General features: G+C 72.6%; 13 protein-coding genes. 10 read left to right on the top strand and 3 right to left on the bottom strand.

Annotated features, from left to right (window positions below):
* The first annotated feature begins 81 nt into the window (after window positions 1-81).
* Window positions 82-795, top strand: a complete 714-nt coding sequence (locus ACIBL4_RS26630) for a DUF305 domain-containing protein (protein ID WP_399414289.1) — start codon at window positions 82-84, stop codon at window positions 793-795.
* 167 nt (window positions 796-962) lie between these two features.
* On the opposite strand, the gene ACIBL4_RS26625 is transcribed toward ACIBL4_RS26630, so the two are convergent.
* The gene (locus ACIBL4_RS26625; protein WP_399414287.1) at window positions 963-1,880 is read right to left on the bottom strand and encodes a DUF5134 domain-containing protein; all 918 of its coding nucleotides are present in this window, start codon (window positions 1,878-1,880) and stop codon (window positions 963-965) included.
* A gap of 154 nt (window positions 1,881-2,034) precedes the next feature.
* Between ACIBL4_RS26625 and ACIBL4_RS26620 the strand changes: the two genes are divergently transcribed.
* Together ACIBL4_RS26620 and ACIBL4_RS26615 are read left to right on the top strand one after the other, a co-directional pair.
* Window positions 2,035-2,877 (top strand): MurR/RpiR family transcriptional regulator, encoded by an 843-nt coding sequence (locus tag ACIBL4_RS26620; RefSeq protein WP_399414285.1) that lies wholly within the window; start codon window positions 2,035-2,037, stop codon window positions 2,875-2,877.
* A 102-nt stretch (window positions 2,878-2,979) separates the two neighbouring features.
* A complete protein-coding gene (locus ACIBL4_RS26615) occupies window positions 2,980-3,564 on the top strand; it encodes a hypothetical protein (protein WP_399414283.1) in 585 nt (194 codons plus the stop codon).
* Between the two features lie 500 nt (window positions 3,565-4,064).
* On the opposite strand, the gene ACIBL4_RS26610 is transcribed toward ACIBL4_RS26615, so the two are convergent.
* Entirely contained in the window at window positions 4,065-5,456 is a 1,392-nt protein-coding gene (locus ACIBL4_RS26610) for a diaminopimelate decarboxylase (RefSeq protein ID WP_399414281.1), read from the bottom strand.
* Window positions 5,457-5,605: 149 nt separating this feature from the next.
* On the opposite strand from ACIBL4_RS26610, the gene hutU reads away from it, so the two are divergent.
* The 5 genes from hutU to ACIBL4_RS26585 all read left to right on the top strand — a co-directional run bounded on the left by hutU (window position 5,606) and on the right by ACIBL4_RS26585 (window position 11,633).
* Window positions 5,606-7,270 carry a urocanate hydratase gene (gene hutU, locus ACIBL4_RS26605; RefSeq protein ID WP_399414279.1) on the top strand — a complete coding sequence of 555 codons (1,665 nt, stop codon included), beginning with the start codon at window positions 5,606-5,608 and terminating at the stop codon, window positions 7,268-7,270.
* 80 nt (window positions 7,271-7,350) lie between these two features.
* Window positions 7,351-8,553: an allantoate amidohydrolase gene (locus ACIBL4_RS26600; protein WP_399414574.1), complete on the top strand. Its 1,203-nt coding sequence runs from the start codon at window positions 7,351-7,353 to the stop codon at window positions 8,551-8,553.
* A complete protein-coding gene (locus ACIBL4_RS26595; RefSeq protein ID WP_399414277.1) occupies window positions 8,544-9,956 on the top strand; it encodes a formimidoylglutamate deiminase in 1,413 nt (470 codons plus the stop codon). Before ACIBL4_RS26600 ends, ACIBL4_RS26595 begins: the two co-directional genes overlap by 10 nt.
* The gene (gene hutI, locus ACIBL4_RS26590; RefSeq protein WP_399414275.1) at window positions 9,953-11,242 is read left to right on the top strand and encodes an imidazolonepropionase; all 1,290 of its coding nucleotides are present in this window, start codon (window positions 9,953-9,955) and stop codon (window positions 11,240-11,242) included. The genes ACIBL4_RS26595 and hutI overlap by 4 nt, the downstream gene beginning before the upstream one ends.
* Window positions 11,243-11,309: 67 nt before the next feature.
* The gene (locus ACIBL4_RS26585; protein WP_399414273.1) at window positions 11,310-11,633 is read left to right on the top strand and encodes a hypothetical protein; all 324 of its coding nucleotides are present in this window, start codon (window positions 11,310-11,312) and stop codon (window positions 11,631-11,633) included.
* Between the two features lie 71 nt (window positions 11,634-11,704).
* Here ACIBL4_RS26585 and ACIBL4_RS26580 read toward each other — a convergent pair whose 3' ends face one another.
* Entirely contained in the window at window positions 11,705-12,619 is a 915-nt protein-coding gene (locus ACIBL4_RS26580) for an RNA polymerase sigma factor SigF (protein WP_399414573.1), read from the bottom strand.
* Between the two features lie 249 nt (window positions 12,620-12,868).
* On the opposite strand from ACIBL4_RS26580, the gene ACIBL4_RS26575 reads away from it, so the two are divergent.
* Both ACIBL4_RS26575 and ACIBL4_RS26570 read left to right on the top strand, forming a co-directional pair.
* Window positions 12,869-13,246, top strand: a complete 378-nt coding sequence (locus tag ACIBL4_RS26575; protein ID WP_399414271.1) for an STAS domain-containing protein — start codon at window positions 12,869-12,871, stop codon at window positions 13,244-13,246.
* 243 nt (window positions 13,247-13,489) lie between these two features.
* The gene (locus ACIBL4_RS26570; protein WP_399414269.1) at window positions 13,490-14,044 is read left to right on the top strand and encodes an ATP-binding protein; all 555 of its coding nucleotides are present in this window, start codon (window positions 13,490-13,492) and stop codon (window positions 14,042-14,044) included.
* The last annotated feature ends 11 nt before the right edge of the window (window positions 14,045-14,055 follow it).

Below are 14,055 nucleotides of genomic sequence, written 5' to 3'. Positions count from 1 at the left end.
CGTGGCGCGGCGCACGCAGTGCCGCCCGCGCAGCCGCCGATTCCGCACAGCCAGTGACTGACGACAAGAGGTATCTCGCACATGACTGCCTACGAGCACGCCCTCAACCGCCGCCCGAGCCGCCGTCTCGCGGTGGTGGGCGCCGTCACAGCGGGCGGGCTGCTGCTCGCCGCCTGCGGCGGGAACGACATGGAGGGCATGGACCACGGGAGCGGCAACTCCGCCTCCGCCTCCGCGTCCGCCTCGCCGAGCCGGGCGACGGGTGAGAAGCCGGCGTCCGGCGCGTTCAACGACGCGGACGTCATGTTCGCCCAGATGATGATCCCGCACCACGAGCAGGCCCTGGAGATGGCCGAGCTCGCCGACGGCCGGGCCTCAGACGCGGAGATCAAGACCCTGGTCGCGGACATCGAGAAGGCCCAGGATCCCGAGATCCGGACCATGAAGTCCTGGCTGAAGTCCTGGGGCAAGCCGGAGTCCGCGGGGGAGAGCATGCCCGGCATGGACCACGGGTCCGGCGGCAAGGAGCAGGGTTCAGGCGGCATGGACCACGGGTCCGGGATGTCCGGAATGATGTCCGAAGAGGACATGAAGAAGCTCGAGGCCGCCAAGGGCACCGAGTTCGACCGGATGTTCGCGGAGATGATGATCGAGCACCACAAGGGCGCGATCACCATGGCGGAGGACGAGCAGAAGAACGGCCGCAACGCCAAGGCCAAGAAGCTCGCCGCCGACGTGGTGAGGACTCAGACCGCCGAGGTCGAGAAGTTCGAGAAGATCCTCGACCGCCTCTGATCCAGCGTCACCCACTGACCGCCCAGGGCTCCGAGGCGCGCACCGAGGAGCCCGGGCGGTCGTCTTCCGCCGAAGGCGGTGAGCGCCTGAGGCCGGCCGCCCGGACGTTCAACAGACGCCTGGCCGTCACGTCCGGCGGCGGGCACTGATCCCCGACGACGGGGCGATCAGGCGGCCATCATGACGAGCATGGCGCACATGGTGCCGCCCATGCCGACGTGGGCCGCCAGCGCCGCACCCGGTGACGTACCGGGCGGGCGACGGCGGCTCCGGTTGCCCGCTGCCCCGTGTGTGCGGTGCCTGTCGCCTCCCGGGCGGGCCTTGTCCCAGACGGAGACGGCCAGGGACGCGGCGAAGACCACGATCGCGTCGGGCAGGGCGAGGAGCCGCCTGGCCCAGCTGCTCTTGCCCGCGGCGCGGCCCGAGCCCGCTCGCCGGCCGGTGCCGCGGAGCCGCGCCCGCACGGACGCGACGACCGAGAGCAGGAAGTACACGGCGAGGGCGATCAGGACGACACGCCACACAGACGTGGAGCCCGTGGAGCCCGCAGACGCGGAGCCATGGGCAGCGGCGCCGGTCGTCAGGTCGTGGGAGGACATCCCCGAGGAGTGGTCCATGCCCTCCGTCCCGGCCATGCCCTCCATGCCCGCCGCCCCCGCGGGGTCGGATCCGTGCCCGTGCCCGTGAGTCGTCCCGCCCATCGAATGCCCGCCCAGGGCGAGGACCGGCGCGGAGTCGGTACCCGGCATGGCGAGCGTCATGATCACCATGGCGGCACTGCCGATGACGTGATGCGTCCAGCGGCGGCCGTGTCGCCAGCCGTGCAGACGGGCGTGGTGCACGGCCAGGGCCACGCCGACCAGGCCGACGGCGGTGAACGCCGCCACCCACCACAGGCTGTGGTCACCGAAGCCGGCCGCCGTCGCGGGCAGGAACATCGCGGCCATGCCGCCGGCCATGACGAGGTCGCCTCCGGCCGCGAACCGGGCCTCTCTGTTCTCGGCGGCGGCCAGCCTGGCCGAGCTCACGACGGCCACGAGTGCGGCGACCGCCGCCAGCGTCCCGTTCAGGGCCGGACTTCCCATCGCTGCCTCCGTCTTGACCGTCGCCGACTGCTGTCTACGGATGTCCTTAGTACGTCGGGGCGCCGAGAGGCGTTCAGCGGAAGACCCGCGCTTGCCGGTCTGCATATGCTCATGCAGAATCCTCAGCTACTGAATAAGCGAGGGGGAGCACCTCATGAGCGTGACCGACAGCCCTGCCGCGCGGTTGCAGGCGCTCTTCGAGGGCCACCGGCTCACACCGACCCAGCGGCGCATCGCGCACAGCATGGTGCGGCGCGCCGCCGAGGTGCCTTTCCTGTCGAGCGTGGAGCTCGCCGAGCTGGCCGGGGTCAGCCAGCCGTCCGTGACCCGTTTCGCCGTCGCCCTCGGCTTCGACGGCTACCCGGCTCTGCGCCGCCACCTGCGCGAGGTCGCCCCCGCCGAACCCGCCGCGGACGCCGGGTCCGCCAACGAGTACCAGCAGGCCGTCGAGGCCGAGATCGAGAACCTGCGGCACCTGGCGGAGGTCCTGGCCGACCCCCGGCCTGTGCAGCGCGCGGGGCGCCTCCTCGCGGCATCCCGGCCGCTTCCCGTCCTCGGACTGCGGGCGGCGGCCGCCCAGGCGCACGGCTTCGCCTACTTCGCCGCCAAGGTCCACCCCGACGTACGGCTCCTCAACGAGGGCGGCACGATGCTCCACGACCGCATCGACGCCGCCGTCCGGGCCGGCGCGACCGCACTGCTGTGCTTCGCGCTGCCCCGGCATCCCCGCGAGGTCGTCGACGCCCTCGACTACGCCAGACAGGCCGGGCTGACCGTCGTCACGGTCGCCGACTCCGCCTTCGCGCCGGTGGCCAAGGTGTCCGACCTGTTGCTGCCCGCCGCCGTCGGCACCGGCCTGGCTTTCGACACGGCCTGCGCCCCCATGCTGCTCGGCCGGGTCCTGCTGGAGGCGATGTGCGACGACCTGCCGGAGGCCCAGTCCCGCCTGGAGGAGTTCGACGTGAAGGCGGCGGCGCGGGGCCTGTTCGTCGACTGACGGCACGGGCACCGCATTCTCAGACTCGTCTCACGTTGTGTCGCTAATGTGCCTGTCCTGAAACGCCCTTCAGACGCTTCGGAGAGTGAACGGAGGCTGAACGTGACGCGCGGAGGACAAGGGCTGGCCCGGGTGGCCGTCGTCGTACGGGCGGGGGCGGCCCCGCTGTGGTGGCTGGGTGTGTGCGCGGCGGGCATCGGCCTGCTGGCGCCGGGGCTGACCGGGCGCCGCATCGGCGTCCTGGCCGGCGCGGCACTGTTCGTCCTGGCGACGGCCGTCGTGGCGTACGGACGCCGCAAGCGGTACGTCGCCCTGGCCGCGTCCGCGGCCCGCGCCGGCAAGCACGACGTACTCCAGGACCGCCATGTGACCGTACGCAACTGGCGCCGCCACCACCGCTGGTGGCTCCTGCTCGCCTTCCTCGCCGCCCTGGGCAGCGCCTTCGCCGTGCCCGCCGCGGCGGGTCTGCTCCTGGCCGGCTGCGGGGCGGGCCTGTGGCTGAAGGCCGCGTGGCTCGGCCGCCGCGAGCGTGCGGACGAGGTGCTGCTGTGGGTGCGCGTGGACTGGCTGCGCGGGGGCGCGGGCGGCCCCGCGGGCAAGCGGGTCAAGGGCTACCGCAGCACGGGCATCGCGGCCGGTGACGCGGCCCCGGGCGGGGCGAGGAAGAAGACGCCGGCGCTCGTGTAACCGGGCAGGGAGAGCGAGCGACTCAGGGCGGGGCCGCATGCGACATGCGGCCCCGCCGCGTGGGGGGCGACCGGCTACGACGAACCCGCAATGGGCGGCAGCGGGCATCGCCTACCGCGCCGCCGCTGTGACTCCGGCGGCGCTTCCGGCCGCCACCGGGTGCCGCCGGCGCACTACGCAAGCCCCCGCCGCTCCTGTCTCCGGCCGCCACCGGGGCCGCCGGCGCGCTACGGAAGCCCCCGCGGCGTCCGGCCGCCCATCAGCGCATCGGCCTGCGCCCCGACGCCCCATCCCCGGCCGCTACCGGGGTCGCTGGCGCGCTACGGCTGCCCCCGCGGCGTCCGGCCGCCCATCAGCGCATCGGCCCTGCGCCCCGCCGTGACTCCGGCCGCCACCGGGGCCGCTGGCGCGCTACGGAAGCCCCCACGCTCCCGGCCGCCCATCAGCGCATCGGCCTGCGCCCCGTCGTGACTCCGGCCGCCACCGGGGTCGCTGGCGCGCTACGGAAGCCCCCGCGGCGTCCGGCCGCCCACCAGCGCATCGGCCTGCGCCCCGCCGGACTCCGCCACGACCTCCTCCACCGTCTGCGCCCGGCGCACCACCGCGAAGGAGACGCGCCCCTCCCCGCCCGGCCCGAAGCCGTAAATCGCGGGCCTGACCAGCGAGTTGTACGCATAGTGGTGCGCGAAGTAGTACGCCCCCGTGTCCAGCGCCGCCGCGAAGTCCCCCTGCTCCAGCAGTGGCAGCGCACATCCCTCGGCCAGCAGGTCGCCCGAGAAGCACGCCGGTCCGGCCACGTCCTGCACCACGGCCGGACCCTCCTTCGGACGCCCCTTGGTGTCGTACGCGGCGATCCTCAGCGGCCAGACCCCCGGCGCGTACACCGTCCGCGTCGCGACCTGCACGCCCGCGTGCGTGACCGCCACCGGCCGGCCGCCCGCGCTCTTGGCGTACTCGACCCGCGCCACGACCGTGCCGTGCTTCGCCAGCAGGGACCGCCCGAACTCCGTCACCAGTCCGTACCGCCCGTCGAACAGCCCGGGCACCTCCTCGGCCAGCATCCGCGCGTACTGCGCGTACGTCGGCGTCGTCGCGTCCGACGCGAAGTTCACCGGCAGTCCGCCGCCGATGTCCAGCGTGTCGATCTGCCGCCGCCCCGCCCGCCGGTTGATCTCCTCCGCCAGCTCGTACGTCTCCGTCACCCCCCGCGCCATCAGGGACAGCGGGACCCCCTGGGACCCGGTGTGCGCGTGCAGCCGGGTCAGCCACGGCCGGTCCAGATACGCCCTCACGACCCACTCCCGGGCGCCCTCGTCGCGCAGCGCCACCCCGAACTTCGACGTCGCCGTGGCCGTGGACGTCGACTCGATGGAACCCCCGCCGATCTGCGGATTCACCCGGATCCCGAGCGGGGACCGGCTGGCGGCGGACCTCATCAGGGCGTCGATGCGGTCCAGCTCCTGCGGATTGTCCGCGTTGACGGCGATGCCCAGCGCCAGCGCCTCGCGCAGCTCCCCGGGCGTCTTGGCCGGCGAGTCCAGCACCGTCATCTCCGGGCCCAGCCCCGCCGCCCGCGCCAGTGCCAGCTCGCCCGGGCTCGCCACCTCCGCGCCGATGCCCTCCTCGCGCAGCAGCCGCAGCACCGGCACCAGCGGGGTCGCCTTCACCGCGAAGGCGTGCAGCACCGGCGTGCCGGGCGTCACGACCGCGTCGAACGCGGCCCGCAGCTCCGCCGCCGACTCGCGGATGCCGGTGACGTCCAGCAGCCCGACGATGGGGCTGTCGGGCCCGAGCAGCCCCTGCTCGACGGCGGCCCGTACCGCCTCGTGCCGCCGGGTCGCCCGCCCGGCGGCGGAGTCGTGTGCTTCTTCTGCCTCGATGTGTGCGCCCATGCATCCAGCCAAACATCCACGCCGGCGCCGCGCCGAACCTCGGACGTATTGACTAGCTCTATTCAGAAGGCCAGGATGTGAATAGCCATAGCAACAATGACCGCAGCACCACGCGCCGGGAGCACCACGCACCCACCAGGAGGCAGACCATGTCAGGACCCCGCCCCGTCCGAGCACCGCGCGGTACGGAACGAAGCGCCCTGGGATGGCAGCAGGAAGCCGCCCTGCGCATGCTCCAGAACAACCTCGACCCGGAGGTCGCCGAGCACCCCGGCAAACTCGTCGTCTACGGCGGCACCGGCAAAGCGGCCCGCGACTGGCGCTCCTTCGACGCGATGGTGCGGACGCTGCGGGGGCTGAAGCAGGACGAGACCATGCTGGTCCAGTCCGGCCGGCCCGTCGGCGTCATGCAGACCCACGAGTGGGCCCCGCGCGTCCTCATCGCCAACTCCAACCTCGTCGGCGACTGGGCGAACTGGGAGGAGTTCCGCCGCCTGGAGGCCCTCGGCCTGACCATGTACGGGCAGATGACGGCCGGCTCCTGGATCTACATCGGCACCCAGGGCATCCTCCAGGGCACCTACGAGACCTTCTCCGCCGTCGCCGCGAAGAAGTTCGGCGGCACCCTCGCCGGGACGATCACGCTGACCGCCGGTCTCGGCGGGATGGGCGGCGCCCAGCCGCTCGCCGTGACGATGAACGACGGTGTGGCGATCTGCGTCGACTGCGACCCGCGTGCGATCGAGCGGCGCATCGAGCACCGGTACCTCGACGTCAAGGCCGACTCCCTGGACCACGCGCTGCGGCTCGCCGTGGAGGCCCGGGACGCCCGCCGTCCGCTGTCCATCGGCGTCCTCGGCAACGCCGCCGAGCTGGTGCCGCAACTGCTCGCCATGGACGCCCCGATCGACATCGTCACCGACCAGACCTCCGCCCACGACCCGCTGGCCTATCTGCCCCTCGGTACCGCCTTCGAGGACATGGCCGACGCCGCCGCCAAGGACCCGGCCGGCTTCACCACCCGAGCCCGCGAGTCCATGGCCCGGCACGTGGAGGCCATGGTCGGCTTCATGGACGCCGGCGCGGAGGTCTTCGACTACGGCAACTCCATCCGCGGCGAAGCGCAACTGGCCGGATACGACCGGGCCTTCGCCTTCCCCGGCTTCGTCCCCGCCTACATCCGCCCGCTGTTCTGCGAAGGCAAGGGCCCCTTCCGCTGGGCCGCCCTGTCCGGTGAGGCCTCCGACATCGCCAAGACCGACAAGGCGATCCTCGACCTGTTCCCGGAGAACGAGTCCCTGGCCCGCTGGATCCGCATGGCCGGGGAGCGGGTCCACTTCCAGGGCCTGCCCGCCCGCATCTGCTGGCTCGGCTACGGCGAGCGGGACAAGGCCGGCGAGCGGTTCAACGACATGGTCGCGAGCGGGGAGCTGGCCGCGCCGGTCGTCATCGGCCGCGACCACCTCGACTGCGGCTCCGTCGCGTCCCCCTACCGCGAGACCGAGGCCATGCTCGACGGGTCCGACGCGATCGCCGACTGGCCGCTGCTCAACGCGATGGTGAACGTGGCGTCCGGGGCGTCCTGGGTATCCCTGCACCACGGAGGCGGCGTCGGTATGGGGCGGTCGATCCACGCGGGGCAGGTGACGGTGGCCGACGGCACAAGGCTGGCCGGTGAGAAGATCCGGCGGGTGCTGACGAACGACCCGGGCATGGGGGTCATCCGGCATGTGGACGCCGGGTACGACATCGCGGAGACGGTGGCGCAGGAGAAGGGCGTCCGTGTTCCGATGCGTGAAGGTGACTCGGCGTGACTCGTGACGGCAACCTTCCGGTGGGGGCGGGCGCATCGTCGCCGCGTGCGGGTTCGACTGGTGGCTCCTCCTTCCACCAGATGTGGCGCGACCTGCTCCCCATCGGCCGCCACCCCGCCTCCGACGGCTACCGCCGATTCGCCTGGACCGGTGTCGACGGTGACTGCCGGGCCTGGTTCGAAACCCAGGCGCAGACCCGAGGCCTCATCCACGAGGTCGACCGGAACGGAAACCAGTGGGCCTGGCTCGGTGACCCCGCCGTCGGGGACGCCGTCGTCACCGGGTCGCATCTGGACTCCGTGCCGGACGGCGGCGCCTTCGACGGCCCCCTCGGAGTCGTGTCCGCCTTCGCCGCGCTGGACGAACTGCGCGCCCGGGGCGCGCAGTTCACCCGCCCCCTCGGCATCGTGAACTTCGGTGACGAGGAGGGCGCCCGGTTCGGGCTCGCCTGTGTAGGGTCCCGGCTCACCGCCGGGCAGCTCACCCGCGAACAGGCGCACCGGCTCACCGACGGCGAGGGCGTGACTCTGCCCCGGGCCATGGAGGCCGCCGGATACGACCCGGAGGCCATCGGGCCCGACCCCGAGCGGCTCGCCCGCATCGGCGCCTTCGTCGAACTGCACGTCGAGCAGGGCCGGGCCCTCGACCTGTCCGGCGACCGGGTCGGCATCGCCAGCGCGATCTGGCCGCACGGCCGGTGGCGGTTCGACTTCCGGGGCGAGGCCAACCACGCCGGCACCACCCGGCTCGCCGACCGGCGCGACCCCATGCTGTCCTACGCGGAGACGGTCCTCGCCGCCCGCCGCGAGGCCGAACTGGCCGGTGCGGTCGCCACGTTCGGGAAGATCGCCGTCGAGCCGAACGGCGTCAACGCCATCCCCTCCCTGGTGCGCGGCTGGCTCGACTCGCGCGCCGCCGACCAGGACAGCCTGGACGCCGTGGTCGCCGGCGTCGAGAAGGCGGCAGGGGAGTACGCCGCCGCCCACGGTGTCGATCTCGCCGTCGTGCGCGAGTCGTTCACGCCCGTCGTCGAGTTCGACCACGCCCTGCGCGACGAACTCGGCCGCATCCTCGGCAAGGACACCGGCCTCACCGTCCCCGTCCTGGGCACCGGTGCCGGACACGACGCCGGGATCCTGTCCGGGAGCATCCCGACCGCCATGCTGTTCGTGCGCAACCCCACCGGCGTCTCCCACTCACCGGCCGAGTCCGCCACCGAGGACGACTGCGTCGCCGGGGTACTCGCACTCGCCGACGTACTGGAAGGACTGGCGTGCAGGTGACCACAGCAGCCACGCGCACGTACTGGCTGGAGCACGCCTGGCTCGGCACGCACGTTGAGCCGGGCGTGGCCCTGGACGTCCGGGACGGCCGCATCGCCGCCGTCCACGCGGGCACCCCCGCCCCGACCCCGGGCGCCGAGGTCCTGCGCGGCCTCACCCTCCCCGGCCTCGCCAACGCCCACAGCCACGCCTTCCACCGCGCTCTTCGCGGCACCGTGCAGGTGGGCTCGGGCACCGGACAACCCCCGCGTCGGCAGGGACAAAGCGGTGAAGACGGCGAGCGGGCGCCTGAATCATTCTGGGCCTGGCGAGACGTCATGTACGCCGTTGCCGACAGACTCACCCCCGACACGTACTTCTCGCTGGCCCGTGCGACATACGCCGAGATGGCCCTGGCCGGCATCACGGCGGTCGGCGAGTTCCACTACGTCCACCACGCCCCCGGCGGCACCCCCTACGCCGACCCCAACGCGATGGGCGAGGCCCTGATCGCGGCCGCCGCCGAAGCCGGGATCCGCATCACCCTCCTCGACACCGCCTACCTCTCCTCCGGCTTCGGGCAGCCGCCCACTACCCCTCAGCTCCGCTTCTCCGACGGCACGGCGGACGCCTGGGCCGAACGCTGTTCAGTTCTCAAGGAACGGGATCACGCGCGGATCGGAGCGGCGATCCACTCCGTGCGGGCCGTGCCCGCCGACCAGCTGGCGACCGTCGCCCGGTGGGCCGAGGAGCGGCGGGCCCCGCTCCATGTGCACCTGTCGGAACAGACGGCCGAGAACGACGCCTGCCGGGAGGCCCACGGCCGCACCCCCACCCGGCTGCTCGCCGACCACGGCGTGCTCGGCCCGCGCACCACCGGCGTCCACAACACCCACCTGACCGCCGAGGACATCTCCCTCATCGGCGGCACCGGCACCGGCACCTGCATGTGCCCCACCACCGAGCGGGACCTCGCCGACGGCATCGGGCCCGCCGTCGCCCTGCAGCAGGCGGGCTCGCCGCTCTGTCTCGGCTCCGACAGCCACGCCGTGATCGACCTGCTCGAAGAGGCGCGGGCCATGGAGCTGAACGAGCGCCTGCGCACCCGTACCCGAGGCCACTGGACGGCGGCGGCGCTCCTGCGGGCGGCCTCGGCGGACGGGCACGCGGCACTCGGCTGGCAGGACGCGGGGGCCCTGGAGCCCGGCGCGCTCGCCGACTTCACGACGATCGCGCTCGACTCGGTCAGGACGGCAGGGCCGCTTCCGCGGCTCGGGGCCGAGACGGCCGTATTCGCCGCGTCGGCAGCAGACGTGTCGCATACGGTCGTGGCAGGCCGGCACGTCGTACGGGACGGGGTCCACTCGCTCGTACCGGACGTGCCACGAGCCCTCGCGGACGCCGTCGACGCCCTGCGCGGATGACCCCGGACCGCTCCTGCGAGCGGCCGGCCCCCGCACCCGAACCCACCGCCGACCAGGCCACCAAGGACGCCATGAGCAACGCGACGACCGTCAGCCCCGCCCACTCCGCGAGCACCGCAAGCACGCTCATCACCAACATCGCCGCCCTGGTCACCAACGACCCCTCCCTCGGTGACGGATCCCCCCTCGGACTGGTCCAGGACGCGGCCGTCGTCATCGAAGGCGACCGCATCGCGTGGACCGGTGATCAAAGCAAAGCACCCGCCACTGACAATCGGGTCGACGCCGGCGGCCGCGCGGTCCTCCCCGGCTTCGTCGACTCCCACTCCCACCTCGTCTTCGCGGGCGACCGGACGCAGGAGTTCAACGCCCGGATGTCGGGGCGGCCGTACAGCGCGGGCGGCATCCGCACGACCGTCGCGGCCACCCGCGCCGCGACGGACGAGGAACTCGAAGCCAACGTCACCCGTTACCTCGCCGAGGCCCTCCGCCAGGGCACCACCACGTTCGAGACGAAGTCGGGCTACGGCCTCACGACCCGCGACGAGGCCCGCGCCCTGCGCGTCGCCGCCCGCCACACCGACGAGGTCACCTACCTCGGCGCCCACATCGTCGCCCCCGAGTTCGCCGACGACCCGGCCGCCTACGTCGACCTCGTCACCGGCGAGATGCTCGACGCCTGCGCCCCGCACGCCCGCTGGATCGACGTCTTCTGCGAGCGGGGCGCCTTCGACGGCGACCAGGCCCGCGCGATCCTCACCGCCGGCAAGGCACGCGGCCTGCACCCCCGTATCCACGCCAACCAGCTCTCCTACGGCCCCGGCGTGCGACTGGCGGTCGAACTCGACGCGGCCAGCGCCGACCACTGCACCCACCTGACGGACGAGGACGTCGACGCGCTGGCGAACAGCCGCACGGTCGCCACCCTCCTGCCCGGCGCCGAGTTCTCCACCCGCGCCGAGTGGCCGGATGCCCGCCGTCTCCTCGACGCGGGCGTGACCGTGGCCCTGTCCACGGACTGCAACCCGGGCTCGTCGTTCACCTCGTCCGTCCCGTTCTGCATCGCGCTCGCCGTACGGGACATGGGCATGACCCCGGACGAGGCCGTCTGGTCGGCCACGGCGGGCGGCGCCGCGGCCCTCCGCCGCACCGACGTCGGCCGCCTCACCCCGGGCGCGTACGCCGACCTGACGCTTCTCGACGCCCCGAGCCACGTCCACCTGGCCTACCGGCCGGGTGTCCCGCTGGTCACCGGAGTCTGGCGGCGCGGAGAGCGGGTGGTGTGACCGTCGGCTCCGGGACAATGCGGCGGGGCGCCGGCGGACGACCGGCACCGGCGGAGGGCGGGGACGGATGGCGAGGCATTGGTCGGCACCACTGCTGGTGAACGTGCTGCTCGGAGTCCCGGGCGTGGTGCCGTTCTGGCTGCTGTGGTACCTCGTGGTGAACTGGCCGCTCGCCGAGCTCGGCTGGACCGTGCGGGAACCGACGGAGAACGACGGCATGGCCCTCTGGCTCGTGATCGTCGTCCCCGTCGTCACGCTGTACGGCCTGATCTGGTGGCTCGCCAACCTGCCGCTGCGGCGCCGGACGGCCCTCACTCCGCGCAGGTACTGGCTGCTGAGCCTGGCGGCCCCGCTCGCCCCGACGGCCGCGCTGATCCTGAACCCCTGGTAGGGGGCCGGCGGCACGCGCCTGGGGGCGGGCCCTGCGGCCCGCCCCCGAAGGACACGATCACCCGGTGAGGATCACTCCTCGACAGTGAGCCCCTTGCGCAGCCGTACCAGCGTCCGGGAGAGCAGACGCGACACGTGCATCTGGGAGATGCCCAGTTCCTCGCCGATCTCCGACTGGGTCATGCCCGCGACGAAGCGCAGCGACAGGATCTTCCGGTCGCGCGGCGGAAGTTCGGCGATCAGCGGCTTCAACGACTCGACGTACTCGATGCCTTCGAGCCCGTGGTCCTCGTAGCCGATGCGGTCCGCGAGCGCGCCCTCGGAGTCGTCCTCCTCCGGCTGGGCGTCCAGCGAGGAGGCGGTGTAGGCGTTCGACGCGGCCATGCCCTCGACGACCTCGTCGTTGGAGATGCCGAGGCGCTCGGCCAGTTCCGTCACCGTCGGGGCGCGGTCCAGCTTCTGGGCCAGCTCGTCACCGGCCTTGGCCAGGTCGAGCCGCAGCTCCTGGAGCCGCCGCGGAACGCGCACGGACCACGAGGTGTCGCGGAAGAAGCGCTTGATCTCGCCGACGATGGTCGGCATCGCGAACGTGGGGAACTCGACACCCCGGGACAGCTCGAAGCGGTCGATCGCCTTGATCAGGCCGATGGTGCCGACCTGGATGATGTCCTCCATCGGCTCGCTGCGGGAGCGGAACCGGGAGGCGGCGAACTTGACCAGCGCGAGGTTCAGTTCGACGAGTGTGTTGCGGACGTACGAGTACTCGTGGGTGCCTTCCTCCAGCGACTCCAGGCGCTCGAAGAGGGTCTTGGACAGGGCCCGTGCGTCGACCGCGTCGACTTCCTCGTACGGGGGGATGTCCGGAAGTCCGGCGAGAAGGTCGTCCTGTGTGACGAGCATCTCAACCTGCTCGATGGGATCCAGATGTTCCGGAGGGGGTGTCGACGTCGCTTTGTGGGTACGCGATGCGTCGAGCCGGGGTGACATGGTGTCCTCCATCGTTCTCGGCATATGGCTGCCGGAGCCAGTACGTGCACTGCGGTGTGCGGCGCCTCCAAAGCCGGCCGTGTCGGTTACGTGTCCTACTAGGCCTACCCGCTTCCCTGAGCCCACCGCAAGTGCGTTCTGTGGGCATATGTCCGTTTGTGTGCGGTTGTTCGGGTGTCGAAGCGTGGAGGGAAGGCGTAGTGTTCGTGGGCGTCAGTAGCAGTCACGACGTCGGGAGAGAGAGACGGCATGGACCGCGGGACAGTCGGCAGCGCACAGTCTGGCCGGCTTCTGGTGGAGGTGCGGGAAGAGGGCTCTAATGCCGTCGTGACCCCGGCGGGTGAGTTGGATCACCACACCGCCGATCTGTTGCGTGAGCCACTCGACGACTGCCTCTCCAAGGGATTCAAGCGCTTGGTCATCGACTGCGCGCGGCTGGAGTTCTGCGACTCCACGGGGCTCAACGTGCTCCTGGGCGCCCGCCTGAAGGCCGAGGCCGCGGGCGGTGGCGTGACACTCGCCGGGATGCAGCCGGTGGTAGCGCGCGTGTTCGAGATCACTGGCGCGGATGCGGTCTTCCGCGTCCATGACACGCTCGAGGCGGCCCTGGCCGACGAGTCGGGCTGAGCCGCGGTGTGTCGGCGCGCCGAGCCTCGGCCATCCCTCTGTGACCGGTATCCCGCCCCCGTCGCGTCTTTCGCGCCGAATACGGGGGTGTTCCCCCGAGCCGCCCGGGCAGGAGACATCGTGAAACGGTCGGCCGCCAGGGCGGCGGGGGCGCCGCGAAACCGTCGTGCCGCGCACTGCGTGACTGACTGTGCAGTGAATTTTCTGAATCGTGAACTGGTGAATCGGTGAGGTGAAGCGCTGATGAGCACCACCCGGCCCTACTCGCCGGGCGACCGCGGGCCGGAGCCCAGCGGCGCTTCCGGGGCGTCCCAGGGTGGCGTACCGGCGGGCGATGCGTCCGGCGAGGGCGTGGCCGCGCCGTCCGGAGCCGCGGCACCGCCGGGGGGCCGGCAGGTGCGGCGGCTGAGCTTCGACGGTGCCAGCGGTGTCGTCCCGCTCGCCCGCGACTTCGCCCGCCAGGCGCTGTACGCGTGGGGCTGGCTGCCGGCCGCCTCGGCCGACCAGCGGGCCGCCGCCGAGGACGTCCTGCTCGTCGTCTCCGAGCTGGTCACCAACGCCTGTCTGCACGCCGAGGGGCCGGACCAGCTGTGGATCACCTGCGACAACAAGGTGATCCGCATCGAGGTCGCCGACCGGGGTACGGGTCAGCCGTCGCCCCGCACCCCGCACCGGGCCGGCCGCCCCGGCGGTCACGGCATGTTCATCGTCCAGCGGCTGTGCCTGGACTGGGGCGTCGTCCGCACGCCGGGCCTCGCCGGCAAGACGGTGTGGGCCGAACTGGGAGCTCCTGCCTGATCCGGAGCCGC

The sequence above is a fragment of the Streptomyces sp. NPDC050416 genome, assembly GCF_044458845.1.
Taxonomy (GTDB): Bacteria; Actinomycetota; Actinomycetes; order Streptomycetales; family Streptomycetaceae; genus Streptomyces.
This window is presented reverse-complemented; position numbering and strand designations above follow the sequence as displayed.